The sequence below is a fragment of the Phocaeicola sp. GP0067 genome (assembly GCF_031119655.1).
GTDB lineage: Bacteria > Bacteroidota > Bacteroidia > Bacteroidales > Bacteroidaceae > Phocaeicola > Phocaeicola vulgatus.
This window is the reverse complement of record NZ_JAVHZY010000012.1, coordinates 82,043-99,651: the sequence shown is the minus strand read 5'-3', so window position 1 is coordinate 99,651 and position 17,609 is coordinate 82,043. Positions and strand designations below refer to the sequence as shown.

The window sequence follows — 17,609 nt, the reverse complement described above, 5'->3', positions numbered from 1 at the left end:
AAGATAATAAACAGACTGTTGAAAGAAAAATGAATTACAGAAAATTCTTAATAGCCGCTTTGTTAGTTATGTCTTTCGCCGTGCAGGCGAAGGACATAACTGTTACCCGTCTGACGTGTGAGATGCGCGAAGGAAGAGTGACCACCTCTGATGCCCCTCGTTTGGGATGGCAGATGAGTTCGCCGGAAAATGGCACGCGGCAGACCGCTTATGAGATAGAGATTCGGGATGTATGGGCAGGAAAAGTAGTCTGGAACAGCGGTAAAGTAAAATCCGCTCAAAGCCAGTTGGTTTCCTGTGCGGATGCGGTCTTGGAGAAGGACAGGCATTATACTTGGCGTGTCCGTGTCTGGGATGAGGCTGATACGCCTTCGGCATGGAGTGCCCCCTCTGATTTCAGTATCCTGACTTCCGAAGCGGCTTTCGCCGGCAGTGAATGGATTGGGGCCATTACCCGTAAAGACGCTCATTTACCCGAAGGTCGGAAATATCATGGCAGTGAACTGAAAAAGCCTGAGGCAAAGGCCGCTTGGGCTGCTGTGGATACTTTGGCAAAGAAAAGTATTTATCTGCGCCGCGAGTTCCATGTGGCAAAGAAAGTGAAAGACGCCACGGCGTATGTATGTGGCTTGGGCTTTTATGAATTTTCGCTGAATGGAGAAAAAGTGGGAGACAGCGAATTTGCCCCTCTTTGGAGCGATTATGACAAAAGTGTCTATTATAATACTTATGATGTCACCTCGCAAGTGAAGAAAGGAGGTAACGCCATCGGAGTCCTGCTGGGAAATGGATTTTACAATGTGCAAGGCGGCCGCTATCGTAAATTGCAAATCAGTTTCGGCGCCCCCACGCTTCGTTTCCGAATGGTGGTGAATTATGAAGACGGAACCAGTGAAACGATTGTTTCCGGAAAGGACTGGAAGTACGATTTCAGTCCCGTACTGTTCAATTGCATCTATGGCGGAGAAGATTATGACGCCCGCCGTGAGCAGAAAGGCTGGAACATGTTCGGTTTTAAAGAGCAGGATTGGCATCCTGTCGTGATTCAGGAAGCCCCCAAAGGGGTGCTTCGTCCGCAGATAGCGCAACCGGTAAAGATCATGGAGCGTTATGATATCCGGAAAGTGACCAAGCTCACCGCTGAACAGATAACAGCCGCCTGCAAGTCAACCAAACGGACGGTGGACCCGTCTGCCTTTGTGCTGGATATGGGACAGAACCTGGCCGGTTTCCCCGAAATTACCGTCCGTGGAAAGAAAGGGCAGAAAATAACCTTGCTTGTATCCGAATCCCTGACGGACGAGGGAGCTTGCAATCAGCGTCAGACCGGCAGACAACATTATTATGAGTATACCCTGAAAGGGGAGGGAGTGGAGACTTGGCATCCTCGTTTTTCTTACTATGGCTTTCGGTATATTCAGGTGGAAGGCGCTGTGCTGAAAGGGCAGAAGAATCCCCACCGTCTTCCGGTGATCCAGAAGATACAGTCGTGCTTTGTTTATAACTCGGCTCCTAAGGTATCCACATTCCAATGTTCCAATCGTATATTCAATGAGGCCCATCGGCTGATAGAGAAAGCGGTGCGAAGCAATATGCAGTCCGTGTTTACGGATTGTCCGCACCGGGAGAAACTGGGCTGGCTGGAACAGGATCATTTATGCGGTCCCGGTTTACTGTACAATTATGATTTGACGGGCTTTCTTCCTCAGACTCTTCAGAACATAGCCGATGCACAGCATGCCAATGGCGCGGTTCCTACCACTGCTCCGGAATATGTGGTGTTCGAGGGTCCCGGTATGGATGCTTTTGCCGAATCTCCCGAATGGGGATGTACCTTTGTGGTATTGCCTTTCATGTATTATGAGACGTATGGGGATGATTCATTGATTAGAAAATACTATAACGGAATGCGCCGTTACATTGATTATATGACTACCCGTGCCAATGATGGAATCGTTTCTTTCGGACTGGGTGATTGGTATGATTATGGAGATTTCCGGGCCGGATTTTCTCGTAATACGCCTGTTCCTTTAGTAGCTACCGCCCATTATTATATGGTTGTTCGCTATTTGGTGGAGGCGGCACGTATGCTGGATAATAGGTATGATGTAGCATATTACACTCATTTGGGTGAAGAAATTAATAAAGCATTCCATCGGGAGTTTTATCATAAGGATACTCGTCAGTATGGTACGGGAAGTCAGTGTAGTAATGCCCTGCCGTTGTTTCTCGGAATGGTTCCTGCCGAAGATAAACAGGCGGTACTTGATAACTTGGTAGCGGATATAAAACGTCATGGTAATCGGCTGACTACTGGTGATGTGGGAAATCGTTATTTGTTCCAGACGCTAGCCCGTAACGGACTGAATGAGCTGATGTACACCATGCATAACCATGAAGAGGCCCCGGGGTATGGTTTCCAACTGAAATTTGGAGCTACCACGCTGACCGAGCAATGGGATCCGCGACAAGGTTCTTCGTGGAATCACTTTATGATGGGGCAGATTGACGAATGGTTCTTCAACTCGCTGGCGGGTATCCGCACCGTTGAAGGAAAACCGGGAATGAAGGAAATAGAAATACGTCCCCGTCCGGTAGGCGATTTGACATACGTCCGTGCCTCTACCCAAACCTTGTACGGAAAAGTTGCGGTAGACTGGATCCGCGAGAATGGAGTCTTTACATTGAAAGTAACGATACCTGTAGGGTGTACGGCACGCGTATTCCTTCCCGATGAGAAAGAGCCGAAGATAGTGGAAAGCGGAACTTATTCTTTTAAGAAATAAACGCAGCTTTCATAGGAAAAGCCCCCTGGGGTGTTTGGTAAAACTAAAATCAACTAATGAACGATATGAATAAACGTACCTTTTTAAGTCTGTTGCTATGTGTTTGCAGTTTGTCTTTTCTGCATGCCGAGCGTGTGGATATGCAGCAAGCCGGTGCCGATATACAAGGCCGGAAATTAAACACGGCATTGATTAATTCCACCATCGACCGCCTGAACGCCAATGGTGGCGGAACACTCTTTTTCCCCGCAGGAACTTATCTCACCGGTTCCATCCACATGAAAAGTAATATTACATTAGAATTGGAAGCAGGAGCCACCTTGAAATTCTCGGAGAACTTTGACGACTTCCTCCCTTATGTGGAAGTGCGTCACGAGGGAATCATGATGAAAAGTTTCCAACCGTTGATTTACGCCGTGGATGCAGAAAATATTACCATCAAGGGAGAAGGAACTCTGGATGGACAGGGTAAGGCATGGTGGACTGAATTTTTCCGTGTACTGGTAGACCTTAGAGATAACGGCAAGAGAAACATCAACAAGTACCAGCCCATGTTCGAGAAGGAAAACGACTTGAAAGCCCTTTACGCTGAAACCAATGAAGACTGGCATGGCACACTGGACCGTCGCTTTTTCCGTCCTCCTTTCATACATCCCATCCGTTGTAAGAATGTACGGGTAGAGGGCGTGAAGATTATCAACTCTCCCTTCTGGACTGTAAATCCTGAATTTTGCGACAATGTGACCATTAAAGGCATTACCATCCACAATGTGCCTTCCCCCAACACGGACGGCATCAACCCCGAGTCTTGTAAGAATGTACACATCAGCGACTGCCACATTTCGGTAGGCGATGACTGCATCACCATCAAATCCGGACGTGACTTGCAAGCGCGTAAACTGGGTGTCCCTTGCGAGAATATCACGATTACCAATTGCACCATGTTGAGCGGACACGGTGGTGTGGTTATCGGCAGCGAGATGAGCGGAGGAGTGAAGAAAGTAACCATCAGCAATTGTATCTTTGACGGAACCGACCGGGGGATTCGTCTGAAATCCACCCGTGGCCGCGGAGGCATTGTAGAAGATATCCGGGTAAGCAATATTGTGATGCGTAACATCAAGAAAGAGGCTATCGTCCTCAATCTGAAATATAGCAAGATGCCTGCCGAACCGAAGAGTGACCGTACTCCGGAATTTCGCAATATCTATGTGTCGGATGTGACGGTCCGTGATGTGAATACCCCCATTATGGTGGTAGGCCTGCCCGAAGCGCCTATTACCGGTATTGTGATGCGTGATGTGTATATTCAGAATGCCAAGCAACGCTGTGTTTTTGAAGACTGCAAGGACTTGGTGCTGGATGATGTGTATGTGGATGGTAAAGAAATAAAATAGACTTCCCGATGAAGAAACAACTATTATGGTGCATGGCGGCACTCTCTTTTTCCGCTGCATCTGCACAAACTTATGAAACCCGGTTCGCACGTCCGTTATCCGATGTGTTGAATGACGTTGCCGCCCGTTTCCAGGTCCGCTTGAAATATGACGTGGATACGGTGGGGCGTATGCTTCCGTATGCCGATTTCCGTATCCGGCCTTATTCATTGGAGGAAACGCTGACCAATGTGCTTTCCCCCTTCGATTATAAATTCGTAAAGCAAAGTGACAAGGTATATAAGTTGAAACCTTACGAATACGCCCGCCGCACGGATGCCGACGGAGAAAAAATGCTGGCATACCTTAGTGGTTTATATAGTGATAAAAGTCAATGGGAACAGCGCAGGGAGATTCTCCGCAAAGAGGTGCGCCAACGTCTGGGACTGGATGATATGCTGAGGAAAACAGTGAAGGATGCAAAGCCTGTTCTTTCCAAAATACGCAAATTTGATGGCTATACCGTGCAGAACTTTGCATTGGAAACCTTGCCGGGGCTTTATGTCTGCGGTTCAGTCTATGCCCCCCGCACCAAAGGCAAACATGCACTGATTATCTGCCCCAATGGTCATTTTGGACAGGGACGCTACCGCAAAGACCAGCAGCAGCGCATGGCGACACTGGCACGTATGGGGGCTGTCTGCGTGGATTATGACCTGTATGGTTGGGGTGAATCCGCCTTGCAGGTAGGTGCGGAAGCGCACCATACCAGTGATGCGCACACCATTCAGGCCATGAACGGATTGTTGATACTGGATGATATGCTGGCAAATCGTAAAGATATAGATCCTGCACGCATCGGCGTGAACGGTGGTTCCGGCGGAGGAACGCAGACGGTGTTGCTTACCGTCCTGGACGACCGTTTTACAGCTGCTGCTCCTGTGGTCAGTCTGGCTTCTCACTTTGATGGCGGTTGCCCGTGTGAAAGTGGCAAGCCCATCCAGCTGGCAGGTGGAGGAACTTGCAATGCGGAACTGGCCGCCCTGTTTGCTCCGCGTCCCATGCTGGTGGTTTCCGACGGAGGAGACTGGACAGCCACGGTTCCTCGTTTGGAATATCCTTACTTGCAACGCATCTACGGTTTTTACGGTGCGACGGACAAGGTGAGCAATGTACATTTGCCGCAAGAACGCCATGATTTCGGTCCGAACAAGCGCAATGCGGTTTATGATTTCTTTATAGACGTGTTCGGCCTTGACCGGAGTATGCTGGATGAAAGTAAAGTAACCATTGAATCGGAAGACGCATTGAAGAGCTTTGGTGAGAAAGGTGAGAAACTGCCTGCCGGAGCCTTGAGATATAAAGAATGATTTTGTCGTTTATTTATTAGGTTAAGAGTTAGTATGGAATCTCCCTCTTGCATAGCCTGTGAAGGTGAGCAAGGGGGAACTTTTTTTAGATATGGGGGATTAATACTTTTTGTCGGGTATATCAGGCCTTGTCATGCGGACTGTTAAGTCTTTTTGTGCGGACTGTTACTATAGTCTTCGGCAGTGGACCGTACAGTCTGCTACAGTGGACTGTACGGTCTGCCGCAGTGAAACATACGGACTGCTGTCGCAGTCTGTAAAAGGTGACCGTAAGAAATGCTTTAATGGTACTGAAAAAAAGACTTAATGGAGCTGAAGTGATGAATTAACTTCGCATTTACGTTATAATCAGCTTTAGTTTCCCATCCTTGTGGCGCTTTCGGTCGTTTTCTTGTTTATAGTTGCGGAGTCAGATCGGTCTCTACGTCGGATTTCGGCTGAGTATAATGGAAAAAACGGAGATTATAACAAGATAATGCGTTTCTGTAATATGGCAGCAATCTGTTGTCTCAGTTGCGGGGCGCTGATGGGCTTGGCCATATAGCCGTCGAAGCCGTTTTCCATGGCCCGTTGTTCATCACTGGCATAGGCGAAAGCGGTAACAGCAATGATAGGCACATCCAAGGATAGTTTTCGTATTTCCCGGGTGGCCTCATAGCCATCCATCACCGGCATATTGATATCCATCAGAATTATCTGAGGGGTATGGAGCTTATACAAATTGACCGCCTCTTTTCCATCCCAGGCATGTACCAGGTTATATTCTCGTTTCAAGATAGATTGAAACAGCCGGTAATTGCTCTCATTGTCTTCGGCGATCAGAATGGTCAGCTTGTCTTTTTGCACGGAAATGAGTTGATGCTCTTCCTCTCTCTTGTTCTCTGCAGCGGCAGGCTGGTAGGGAATGGTGAACCAGAAAGTGGATCCTTTTCCTTCCTCGGACTCAACACCGATGCGTCCTCCCATGTGCTCTACAATTGTCTGGCAAATGGATAGCCCCAGTCCTGTACCCTGTACAAAAGAGTTCAGTTTGACGAAACGTCCGAATATGGAGTTCACTTTGTCGGCTGGAATGCCGCAACCGGTATCTTTAACATAGAAATAAAGTTCTTTGTCGCATAGTTTGTAGCCGAAGGTGATGCTTCCTTGTGAGGTAAATTTGCTGGCGTTGTTCAGTAAATTGTTCAGTACCTGCATCAGACGGTTCTTTTCCGTTCTTATGAGGCAGGAGGGAAGTCCTTTCTGTACAATCAGTTGAATGCCGTTGCTCTCTGTCCGATAACGGGTGACACTTTCTATCTCGGAAATAATATCATTCAGTTCTATGTTGCAATAGCTGAACTCTAATGTACCGGCCTCTATTTTCGATAAGTCCAGTATGTCGCTGATTAATTGCAGCAGCAACGTGTTGTTACTTTCAATGATATTGATATATTCCTGCTTTTCCTGTTCCTCTTCTGCAGCAGCAAGGATGTTTGAGAAACCGATGATAGCATTTAGCGGAGTGCGTATTTCGTGGCTCATATTGGCAAGAAAAGCGGACTTCAGCCGGTTGGATTCTTCCGCGCGGTCCTTGGCTGAAAGCAGTTCGTCTTCCATTTTCTTCCGTTCAGTTATGACTAGGGAAGATCCTACCAAAGTGAGCGGCATTCCGTTTTCGTCTTTGCTTTCCACAGCTGCCTGCGCTTCTATCCAGTCTATTTTCCATTGTGTTCCGTCATTGGCCAGCACGCGGTATTCCTCTTTTACTTTCTCTATTTTCCCGTCTGCCAGGTCACGGTAGGCCTGTATCACGCGCGGGCGGTCTTCTTTAATGATTTTAGCGAAGTATTGCTCGTCCGAAACGCTCAACTGATCTTCGCTGATGCTTCCCGGCATGGCCGCCATGACAATGGGGCGGTTGAGGTCGCATAAAATGGTATGGTCTTTCAAATTCCATTTCCAAGGTACGATGTTGGCTACTTCCAGTGCCATGGAAAGTTTATGGTTCGTGGCGCTCAGCATTTGCTGCGCATTGTGCAGTTCGGTGCTGTCCATGCAGAACACATCCACTGTGTCCGGTTCGGTAGAGCAATTCAGGACAACATCATAGAAGATGTTGACGGTCTTAAAATAATATGGGAAGGTGATCGATTTCTTTTCTTTTAAGGTGAGTTCCATGAAATGGGTGAATTCCGGCAAGGACTCCGGGAAAATTTCAGAGGCTCTTTTCCCTATCACCTCGGATTTGGGCAAGAAACATCGTTCGAAATAGCGGTTGACATCCATATAAATGCTGTCTGCGATATTCCCTTCTTTGTCCCATATTACCTGTTCTTTCATGTAAAGGATAGGCATATTGTCTATCAGATTGGTATATTGTGTGTTCGTGTCTATTTCATTTTGCTGGGCGCGTCTCAGCGCTTTCAGCATTTGGATGCGTTTTTGCTGTGCCACGGCCATCAGTATAAAAGCAATGAGTACACTTAGGATGATCCATTTATATTTGTTCAGAAAGTTGGCCGGTTTGTCATAGAAAACGGTGTCACCAGGGCATAGGTCGGGATCGAGTCCTTTATTTACCAGTCTTGTGTAGTTGAATGCGGGGTGTGCTTCGTTGGGTTCATAAAAAGGTATGTCGCTGGCTTTCTTCCCATGTAGTATCTCGTCTATCGTTTTCAGTAATTGCCTGGTAAAGATTTGGTCATTATACATGTATCCTCCTACCATGCCGCCGTCATCCATACCTGCATAGCGGATGGTGAACAAAGGGGCGGAGATGCTGGCGATACTTCTGTAGGCATTAATCAGAAAATTGCTTGAAGTGAACGATTCGGTGAACCAGGTGGATACCAGAATGCCTGTGGTCTTGTCTGTTTTACGCACGGCGTTATATAGCTGATGCAGACTGTTGGTACGCGAGGAGATGTATTCGTAATCCATTTGCGGGTATTTGTCTTTAATCAGCTCTCGCAGTTGCTTGTCATATTCCGGATTGGGGTAGATGCCGTCTCCCAGGAAAATCAGTTTCTTCATACCGGGAATCATCCTGCACATCAGTTGCACGTTTTCTTCCAGATAGATGGGGGTGTGCATGTAGGTGAAATTGAACTCTTCTGCCAATTCGCTCATGTGTGTCTTTTCTTCGGGGGTGACTGTATCTCTCTGCCTGTAGAATTTCTCATGGTATACATAGGGGTCGGCTCCGCATACAATGGCAGGTACTTTACCCCATAAAGATTGAATCTCTTCTCTGAAAATCAGGCTCATGCTCCCAATGAATACCAGCAGGCGGGGAGGGGTGGAGCCGTATTTCGAAGAAAGAATTTCTGAGAATCTCTCGATTTTAGTGGAGTCGCCTACCATAAAAAGATTCAGATGCTCTATGTAAGCGTCCATGTTCTCTATTCCGGCTATTTTGTGAACGATGGGGGTGGTGATGCTGTTGCTCCAGGGGGAGGATTCGTTGTAGCTGTTCAGAATCAGAATATAGTTCCCCGCCTCGGTGTTTTCCTGTACATGGGAGGCTTTGCCGATGGTTGCAAAGAAGGTGAATATACAGGTACATATCAGTAACCGTTGTATATGGGCTACACACGTTCTTTTAAGATTTCTGTCCATTATTGATGTCCTACTCTTCTTTTGTTATATAGCTATGATGCTTGTGATGCAACAAATGTACTATTAAATTAATGAGTGGACGAAGAAATGGAAAAGTTTAACAAATATTAAAAGAGACAGGACGGAATGGAAAGTTTTCGTATAGGCAGATGGGAGATGATTGGATGGGGATTCCTGCCGGCCGATATGGCAGTGGGGCGCGAATGCTGATAAAGGGAGTGGGAGGGGAAGTCATTCTTTTGTTCTATTTCTTTTTTATATAAAGGAATAGTCTTATATTTATCCCGTCATCTTATTTTTGAAAAAGTAGGGGAACATCACTTAATCAGAAGTAGTTATGGAATATCACTTACGTACTAAATTGAATGGAAATATAGCAATGACTTCCTGTTTCCATGAAAACTCCTTTTTGCAGCGTGACAGGAGTCTTTATAAATTTATATGGGTGCGGCATGGAACGTTGGATGTGGAAGTGGATCATGTGGTGATGCATCTGGAAAAAGAGGAAATGATTTCGCTTACTCCTTTGCATCATGTGCAGATAAGGGGAGTGGACGGTGAATACCTCACTTTTTTATTCAATAGTAACTTTTATTGTATTTACGGGCATGACAGCGAGGTGTCTTGTAACGGATTCCTGTTTAACGGTTCTTCCCGTGTCATGCGTTTGAAGCTTTCGCCTTCCCAGTCGGCCCGTCTTGACAGTATTGTCGATATTTTCAGGGGGGAGTGTGGAATACAAGACAACTTGCAGGAAGAAATGTTGCGTATTATTCTGAAACGTTTCATTATCACTTGTACCCGCATAGCCCGTGAAAAGTTTGATGTGGACCCGGGACGTGAGAACATGTTTGATGTGATTCGTCAGTTTTATGTACTGGTTGACAGTCATTTTAAGGAGAAGAAGCAAGTACAGGATTATGCTGATATGTTGTGCCGTTCTCCCAAGACTATTTCTAATCTCTTTTCCCTTTACGGACTTTCTTCTCCTTTGCGTGTCATTCATGAACGCGTGGATGCGGAAGCCAAGCGCTTGTTGCTTTATACGGGTAAGAGTGCGAAAGAAATCAGTGAGATTCTGGGATTTGAGGATTTGGCTACGTTCAGCCGTTTCTTTAAGAAAATGAACAAGGAGAGCCTTTCGGAATACCGGAAAAGAGAGAAGCGGGAATAATTGCCAACCTATATGGGGAAATTGCCATTTACCGGAGGGGGAAAACCACCGACCTTTGCACCAGGAAGTTAAATCTTTTAATAATGAAAGCAATGATGGCAAAATTAAAATCTCTGTTTGTTGCGTTTTTAACAATAGCAGCATCTGCCCAAAAACTGGGTATCAATCTTATCCGTGTGGCAATCCTTGTAATTTTTGTATGGATTGGTGGTCTGAAATTCTGGAACTATGAAGCCGAAGGAATTGTGCCTTTTGTGGCGAACAGTCCCTTTATGAGTTTCTTTTATACCAAGGACGCTCCTGAATATAAAGAATATAAGCTGAAAGAAGGCGAACTCGATGAAACGAAGCACCTGTGGCATGAAGAGAACAATACTTATGGGTTCTCTCATGGATTGGGTATTTTGATTATGGGGATCGGTATCTTGACGTTTTTAGGCATCTTCTCTCCGAAAACCGGTTTGGTGGGGGCCGGACTGGCTATTGTCATGACATTGGGCACTTTGTCTTTCCTTGTAACAACGCCCGAGGTGTGGGTCCCCGATTTGGGAAGTGGCGAACAGGGATTCCCTTTGCTGACGGGCGCCGGTCGTCTGGTCATTAAGGATATTGCTATTCTGGCAGGAGCTGTTGTCGTTCTTTCGGATAGTGTGGGAAGGGTATTGAACCAGTTGAAAAAGTAAAGTTGGAAAGACCGGTCACGGACATGCCCTTTTATAGAGGGTGTATATGGATGCATTCCGGCGAGAGGCAAGTATTTCCTGCAAGACATAACTATCTATGAGGCAAGTTGCATCCTGTGTCATCTTGCTGTCTGTCAGCTATTGATAATGAATGCAAATTTGGCAGATTCTGCGGTTAACCCCTGTTAAGTGCTTATCTGTCTGTGTTAAAAGAGGAAAAAAAACTCTGACAAACGGTACAACCGTACAATATTTGTCATTACATTAGCGTCATAAATGTTAAACCAAACTTGAAATTAACAAATTAATAGATATTAAGTTATGAAACAAGCAACTAAAATGGTACTAGGCGCAGCAGCAATTGTAGCAGTCAGCGCAGGTGTAGCAGGAGTAACGGCTTATTCTATGTTGAAACCCGAGCCAAACAAAAGCGTGGCTTTTAATGATGTGTTCCAACAAAATCCGAATACAAGACTCGCCGCGTTGGACGCCATTCAAATGCAACCGGTGGATTTGACTCAGGCAGCGGAAAATTCAGTGCATGCAGTAGTTCATATAAAGTCAACTCAAGAATCAAAGACTCAGACGGTTACCGTTCGTGATCCGTTCTATGATTTCTTTGGTGATATTTTTGGAAATGGCAGAGGCGGCGGTCAGCAGCGTCAGGTGCAGACTCCTGAAAGAGTGGGATTCGGTTCCGGAGTGATCATCTCGAAAGATGGATATATTGTAACGAATAACCATGTAATCGATAATGCTGATGTGATCAGTGTCAAACTGAATGACGGACGTGAATACAAGGGACGTGTAATCGGCACAGACCCCAGCACGGATTTAGCGTTGGTTAAAATTGAAGCGGATGAGCTTCCTACGATTCCCGTGGGCAATTCGGAGGCTTTGAAAGTAGGTGAGTGGGTATTGGCTGTGGGTAATCCCTTTAATATGACTTCTACGGTAACAGCCGGTATTGTGAGTGCCAAAGCCCGTTCTTTAGGGGTATATAATAATGGTGTGGAATCTTTCATCCAGACAGATGCTGCGATCAACCAAGGCAACAGTGGTGGTGCATTGGTGAATGCAAGGGGTGAACTGGTAGGTATCAATTCCGTACTTTATTCACCTACAGGAGCTTATTCGGGTTATGGGTTTGCTATTCCAACCAGTATCATGACGAAAGTTATAGCCGACTTGAAAGAATATGGAACCGTTCAGCGTGCGGTATTGGGCATCAAGGGTACTCCGATTAATGATGACCAGCAGATGATGCCGGAAGAAATCAAGAAGAAGGTGAAGGAACTGGGCGCCACCGACGGTGTGTTGATTGCTGAGATAATTGAGGGAGGTTCTGCGGCCGGCAACTTGGAAGTAGATGATGTCATTATCGGTATTGACGGAAAACGTGTGAAGAACTTTGCAGAGTTGCAGGAGGGGTTGGCTAAACACCGTCCGGGTGACAAAGTAACCGTCAAGGTGTTGCGTGACAAGAAAGAAAAGGATATCGAGATGACCTTGAAGAATGCACAGGGAACAACGAAAGTGGTGAAGAGTGCGGGCATGGATATCTTGGGCGCAGCATTCCGTGAAGTTCCTCAGGAATTGAAGAGACAATTGAATTTGGGATATGGTGTGGAAGTCACAGGTGTGACAGACGGTAAGATGAAGGCTGCCGGTATCCGTAAAGGCTTCATCATCCTGAAGGCAAACGGACAACCTGTCAAATCAGTAAATGATTTGGAAGATGTGCTGAAAGCTGCTACCCAGTCACCGGATCAGGTATTGTTCCTGAGTGGTATGTTCCCATCAGGTAAACGTGCGAACTATGCAGTGGATTTGACACAGGAATAAGAAGATTTTTAAGGTAGAAAGTTTCAATAGGTAAAGTTTAGAGGATGCACGGTAAGGGTTACTTCCGTGCATCCTGATTTTATAGTCAAACAGGACTGATAACCTTATTTTCGCAAAATATTTAGGAAAAGGAGGACAAAGATAGTCTTTTTTGATTTATTAGCTAATATTTTTCAAACAAAAATGGATGTATTCCATTTAATGTTGTAAATTTGCATCCCAAATTTGTTTTATAGAGAATGAGACAATTAAAGATTACCAAAAGTATCACTAACCGAGAGAGCGCATCTCTGGATAAGTATTTACAGGAAATAGGCCGTGAAGACCTGATTACTGTAGAGGAAGAGGTAGAGCTCGCTCAGCGTATCCGTAAAGGCGACCGGGTAGCATTGGAAAAACTGACACGTGCCAACTTGCGTTTCGTCGTGTCTGTAGCCAAGCAGTATCAAAATCAGGGATTAAGTCTTCCTGACTTGATTAATGAAGGCAACCTGGGATTGATTAAAGCAGCCGAAAAGTTCGATGAAACCCGAGGCTTCAAGTTTATCAGTTACGCCGTATGGTGGATTCGTCAGTCTATTCTCCAGGCATTGGCAGAACAGTCACGTATTGTCCGTTTGCCGTTGAATCAGGTAGGCTCGTTGAACAAGATCAGCAAAGCCTTTTCTAAATTCGAACAGGAAAACGAACGTCGTCCTTCTCCGGAAGAACTGGCCGATGAACTGGAAATACCTGTAGACAAAATCTCGGACACGTTGAAGGTTTCAGGACGCCACATTTCTGTAGACGCTCCTTTTGTGGAAGGAGAAGACAACAGCTTGCTGGATGTGCTTGTGAACGACGACTCGCCTATGGCAGACCGTTCCTTGGTTAATGAGTCACTTGCGAGGGAAATTGATAGAGCACTCTCTACGCTGACCGAAAGGGAGAAGGATATTATCCAGATGTTTTTCGGTATTAATACGCAGGAAATGACGTTGGAAGAAATCGGCGATAAATTCGGCCTCACTCGTGAGCGCGTACGCCAGATTAAAGAGAAAGCCATTAGAAGATTGAGACAAAATTCGCGTAGCAAGCTGCTTAAGTCTTATTTAGGGTAAGAAAGATTCGGTTTCCGAAAAGAAAACAAAGCACAAGATGGAAGGTTGTTTCCGTCTTGTGCTTTTGTTCATAATATACCAATAATGCCTATCGGTTGCGCTATGTGCCGCATGGTAATGGGCACATCAGCAAATTATTATAGTTAATTAATCTATTACTTTTTCGTATTTGTCCGTAAATAACTACTTTTGTCCTCTAATAAAATTATAAAATTAGAATTATGAAATCCATAAAGATTCTGTGCTCTTTATTATTGGTACTGATGGTATGCTCGGCATTCTCATTGAAAGGAAGTAAATCTGTTTATATAGTAGGCGTATCCGCATCGTTTACAGATTCATTGGTTTATTTCACGGAAATCCAGTTGCTGGACAGTGTGAGGCTGGATAAGAATAAGATGTTGCCGGAACGCTCACAATACAGTTATCAGCTGAAAAATTATTTGGAAAACGAGGAAGGGCTGACGAACCGTACTTGCTTTGTTTATTTCTCGAACAGCAGAAAGAAACTGCAGAAGACCATCAACAAGATGAAGACCAAGTATCAAAAAGGAAAGACCTTGCTGATTCGCGAAGTGAACCCCAATGCGTTCAAGTTCAAGAAACCGGAAGAGTAATCCTTTTCTTATGAAAAAGATTCTATTTCTATTCTTGGCAGCCTGCTTTTTCTTCTCTTGTGAGAAGGAAACAATCGTGATTCCTCAGCAACATGCCGGAAGAACGGTTCTGGCATTCTTTTGGGCGGATAACAGTTTGAATTCCAGTTTGCGTGATAATATTCAGACGATGATGCAAGGACTTCAGGCTATGAAGGATTCGGCTGCTTTATTGGTATATTGGGATGGTGAGGCTTCGGATATCAGTTGGCCGGAGCCTTGTATCGTAGAATATGTAACCAATGGTCAGGGGGGGTATCAACAGCCTGTCTAAAGGAACGATAGATGCAATGATGGCTGATAAGAATACATCTATCTATGATTTGATTGGTATTGGTAACATCAGAAAAAAATATCCCCCTCAGACATCGACGGAGAAAACCGTCATGCAGACAGTGATAGGTGATATGATGAGTGCTTACCCGTCGGAAAGTTATGGAATAATCTTTGGATCTCACGGTTCGGGATGGTTGCCCACTATTACCGGCACCCGTTCTATAGGACAAGATGGCGGGCGGTATTCCAGTGACACAGCGTTGATACCGGAATTGGCGGAAGTGTTGCGTACGGTAAATCCTCAAAAGTTTGATTTTGTCTTGTTTGATGCGTGTATGATGGGGTGTGCGGAGGTGTATTATGAGCTGAAGGATGCTGCCAGATACTGTATCGCTTCTGTACTTGATATACCGGCAGCCGGATTTCCTTATGCAAGTGTGATGCCTTATTTGTATGAAAATGCGATCAAGGATTATTTGGAGCCAATCTGTAAAGATTATATAGATTATTATAACTATAATGGTTGGGGAACCATTTCGGCAGTGGATTGCAATCAGATGGAAGGCTTGGCGGAAGCGGTCAGAAGTGTGATTTTGTCCAATCAGAATAGCCTGAAAAACGTGGATACAGCTGATTTGCAGCAATATGGCAAAGGCAGCAGCAGCTTCAAAGGATATGCCTATGATATGTTACAGTTTATTGGAAAATTGTGTGGAGGAATGGCTCCGGACGATTTTACGCAACAATTAAAGAAGACGGTCGTTTATACAGGTTATACTCATGATCCCACCTCATCCTTGTACAGAATAGATGGGGATAACTACAGTGGAATGGGTATGTATATCCCCAATTCATTCACCACTCCCAAATATTTGCTTTGGAACAATTATTTCAAGTCTTCCATAGCGTGGTATCATGCATCCGGATGGGCTGAAACGGAATCTATTTGGGGGAATTGAAGGAGAATGCAGCCAGTTGCCTTTTACTTGATCCCGAATAATAGATATAGCGGATGGAAGTACCGAATTTCCGGTATTCCTCCATTTCCACCGAGTTGTCTACTGCATCCTGCAGGGCTTGTTTAAAGGCGGCATAATGGGTGTTCATATAAGTGGCGTTGTCCAGTTCTCCTGTAACACTGTAGAAATAGCTCACACTATTATCTTTCTCATTATAACAGGTGCTGTCCAGTGTAATCGTTTCGTTCATGCGTGTGGGGCAGGACCGGTTGGTCTTTTCGGCTGTCTGTTTGAATTTACGGACTTGTGAACGGTGGTTATTATTACATCCTGCCAAAGTAAGGATACCCAGGGCCGCTATTATAACTGTTTCTCTTTTCATTATAAATCGGTATTTTGAAGCGAAAGTAAACTATAAGTTTGAACAAAGCAAATGGATTTTTGTTTTTTATTAGTAAGTTTGTGCAAACAAAAAAAGTAAAACATGTCTCGCATTATAGATGAATTAAAACGTACGGACCACAAGCGTTATCTGGGTGGTCTTGATTTCTTTAAATATATTGGTCCCGGATTACTGGTTACTGTAGGTTTTATTGATCCGGGAAACTGGGCCTCGAATTTTGCGGCCGGTTCCGAATTTGGTTACGCGTTGTTGTGGGTGGTGACCTTGTCTACCATTATGTTGATTGTGTTGCAGCACAATGTGGCCCACCTGGGCATTGTGACGGGATTGTGCCTGAGTGAAGCAGCCACGCAGTATTGTCCCAAGTGGATATCCCGTCCCATTTTGGGCAGCGCGGTGCTGGCCTCCATATCCACTTCGCTGGCGGAGATACTGGGAGGAGCCATTGCCTTGCAGATGCTTTTGGAAATTCCCATTGCCTGGGGATCTGTCCTTACTACGATGTTTGTCGTCATTATGCTTTTTTCCAATTCATATAAAAAGATAGAAAGAGCCATCATTGCTTTTGTATCCGTAATCGGACTTTCGTTTCTGTATGAGTTGTTTTTGGTAGATATTGACTGGCCTGTGGCGATCCGTTCCTGGGTGGTTCCTGAGATACCCCAGGGCAGTATGCTGATTATCATGAGCGTACTTGGGGCAGTGGTTATGCCGCATAACCTTTTCTTGCATTCAGAGGTGATACAGAGCCACGAGTACAACAAGCAGGACGAGAGCTCCATTCGTAAAGTATTGAAATATGAATTCTATGATACTTTGTTCTCCATGATTGTAGGATGGGCCATCAATAGTGCCATGATCTTACTGGCAGCCGCTACTTTCTTCCGTACCCGGACTCCGGTGGAAGAGTTGCAGCAGGCGAAGTCGTTGCTTGACCCGTTGCTGGGCAGCCATGCCGGAATCATCTTTGCCCTGGCATTGCTGATGGCGGGGATTTCCTCCACCATAACCAGTGGTATGGCGGCAGGTTCTATCTTTGCGGGTATTTTCGGTGAGTCTTATCATATCAAGGATATCCACTCTAAGGTCGGTATTTTGATTTCTTTGGGGATAGCATTGGTTCTTATCTTCTTTATTGAGAATCCCTTTTACGGACTTATCATTTCTCAGATGATTCTGAGTATCCAGCTGCCTTTCACGGTGTTCCTGCAAGTAGGACTGACCTCTTCCAAACGGGTGATGGGCAAATATGCCAACTCCCGGTGGAGTTCATTCGTGCTTTATACCATTGCGGTGATTGTCTCCGCATTGAATATCATGCTGTTGCTCAGTTGAATAATGTGCGAATTTGCCCATGTGCCAATTGCCATGCGGGACCATA

General features: G+C 45.4%; 14 protein-coding genes. 12 read left to right on the top strand and 2 right to left on the bottom strand.

Annotated features, from left to right (window positions below):
* The first annotated feature begins 29 nt into the window (after positions 1-29).
* The 4 genes from RE317_RS11380 to RE317_RS11365 all read left to right on the top strand — a co-directional run bounded on the left by RE317_RS11380 (position 30) and on the right by RE317_RS11365 (position 5,839).
* Positions 30-2,786 carry a glycoside hydrolase family 78 protein gene (locus RE317_RS11380; protein ID WP_118430286.1) on the top strand — a complete coding sequence of 919 codons (2,757 nt, stop codon included), beginning with the start codon at positions 30-32 and terminating at the stop codon, positions 2,784-2,786.
* A 56-nt stretch (positions 2,787-2,842) separates the two neighbouring features.
* Positions 2,843-4,183, top strand: coding sequence for a glycoside hydrolase family 28 protein (locus RE317_RS11375; protein WP_165859760.1), 1,341 nt, complete (start codon positions 2,843-2,845; stop codon positions 4,181-4,183).
* An 8-nt stretch (positions 4,184-4,191) separates the two neighbouring features.
* Complete coding sequence (locus tag RE317_RS11370; protein WP_118430285.1) at positions 4,192-5,532, top strand: S9 family peptidase; 1,341 nt, start codon at positions 4,192-4,194, stop codon at positions 5,530-5,532.
* A 133-nt stretch (positions 5,533-5,665) separates the two neighbouring features.
* Positions 5,666-5,839 carry a hypothetical protein gene (locus tag RE317_RS11365; RefSeq protein WP_155268258.1) on the top strand — a complete coding sequence of 58 codons (174 nt, stop codon included), beginning with the start codon at positions 5,666-5,668 and terminating at the stop codon, positions 5,837-5,839.
* Positions 5,840-5,994: 155 nt separating this feature from the next.
* Here RE317_RS11365 and RE317_RS11360 read toward each other — a convergent pair whose 3' ends face one another.
* Complete coding sequence (locus RE317_RS11360) at positions 5,995-9,132, bottom strand: ATP-binding protein (RefSeq protein ID WP_005848038.1); 3,138 nt, start codon at positions 9,130-9,132, stop codon at positions 5,995-5,997.
* Positions 9,133-9,469: 337 nt separating this feature from the next.
* Here RE317_RS11360 and RE317_RS11355 point away from each other — a divergent pair, with 337 nt between their 5' ends.
* The 7 genes from RE317_RS11355 to RE317_RS11325 all read left to right on the top strand — a co-directional run bounded on the left by RE317_RS11355 (position 9,470) and on the right by RE317_RS11325 (position 15,825).
* Positions 9,470-10,306, top strand: a complete 837-nt coding sequence (locus RE317_RS11355; protein WP_074783081.1) for a helix-turn-helix domain-containing protein — start codon at positions 9,470-9,472, stop codon at positions 10,304-10,306.
* A gap of 92 nt (positions 10,307-10,398) precedes the next feature.
* Positions 10,399-10,989, top strand: coding sequence for a DUF417 family protein (locus tag RE317_RS11350; protein WP_118430289.1), 591 nt, complete (start codon positions 10,399-10,401; stop codon positions 10,987-10,989).
* Between the two features lie 321 nt (positions 10,990-11,310).
* The gene (locus RE317_RS11345; protein WP_120002725.1) at positions 11,311-12,834 is read left to right on the top strand and encodes a Do family serine endopeptidase; all 1,524 of its coding nucleotides are present in this window, start codon (positions 11,311-11,313) and stop codon (positions 12,832-12,834) included.
* 239 nt (positions 12,835-13,073) lie between these two features.
* Positions 13,074-13,934 (top strand): RNA polymerase sigma factor RpoD/SigA, encoded by an 861-nt coding sequence (locus RE317_RS11340; RefSeq protein WP_005843258.1) that lies wholly within the window; start codon positions 13,074-13,076, stop codon positions 13,932-13,934.
* A 221-nt stretch (positions 13,935-14,155) separates the two neighbouring features.
* Complete coding sequence (locus RE317_RS11335; protein ID WP_005848031.1) at positions 14,156-14,551, top strand: hypothetical protein; 396 nt, start codon at positions 14,156-14,158, stop codon at positions 14,549-14,551.
* Between the two features lie 10 nt (positions 14,552-14,561).
* Complete coding sequence (locus RE317_RS11330; RefSeq protein ID WP_303266243.1) at positions 14,562-14,864, top strand: hypothetical protein; 303 nt, start codon at positions 14,562-14,564, stop codon at positions 14,862-14,864.
* Complete coding sequence (locus RE317_RS11325; RefSeq protein WP_303266242.1) at positions 14,833-15,825, top strand: clostripain-related cysteine peptidase; 993 nt, start codon at positions 14,833-14,835, stop codon at positions 15,823-15,825. The genes RE317_RS11330 and RE317_RS11325 overlap by 32 nt, the downstream gene beginning before the upstream one ends.
* On the opposite strand, the gene RE317_RS11320 is transcribed toward RE317_RS11325, so the two are convergent.
* Positions 15,809-16,207 carry a hypothetical protein gene (locus tag RE317_RS11320; protein WP_005843266.1) on the bottom strand — a complete coding sequence of 133 codons (399 nt, stop codon included), beginning with the start codon at positions 16,205-16,207 and terminating at the stop codon, positions 15,809-15,811. The genes RE317_RS11325 and RE317_RS11320 overlap by 17 nt on opposite strands.
* A 102-nt stretch (positions 16,208-16,309) precedes the next feature.
* Between RE317_RS11320 and RE317_RS11315 the strand changes: the two genes are divergently transcribed.
* A complete protein-coding gene (locus RE317_RS11315; RefSeq protein ID WP_005843268.1) occupies positions 16,310-17,563 on the top strand; it encodes an Nramp family divalent metal transporter in 1,254 nt (417 codons plus the stop codon).
* The last annotated feature ends 46 nt before the right edge of the window (positions 17,564-17,609 follow it).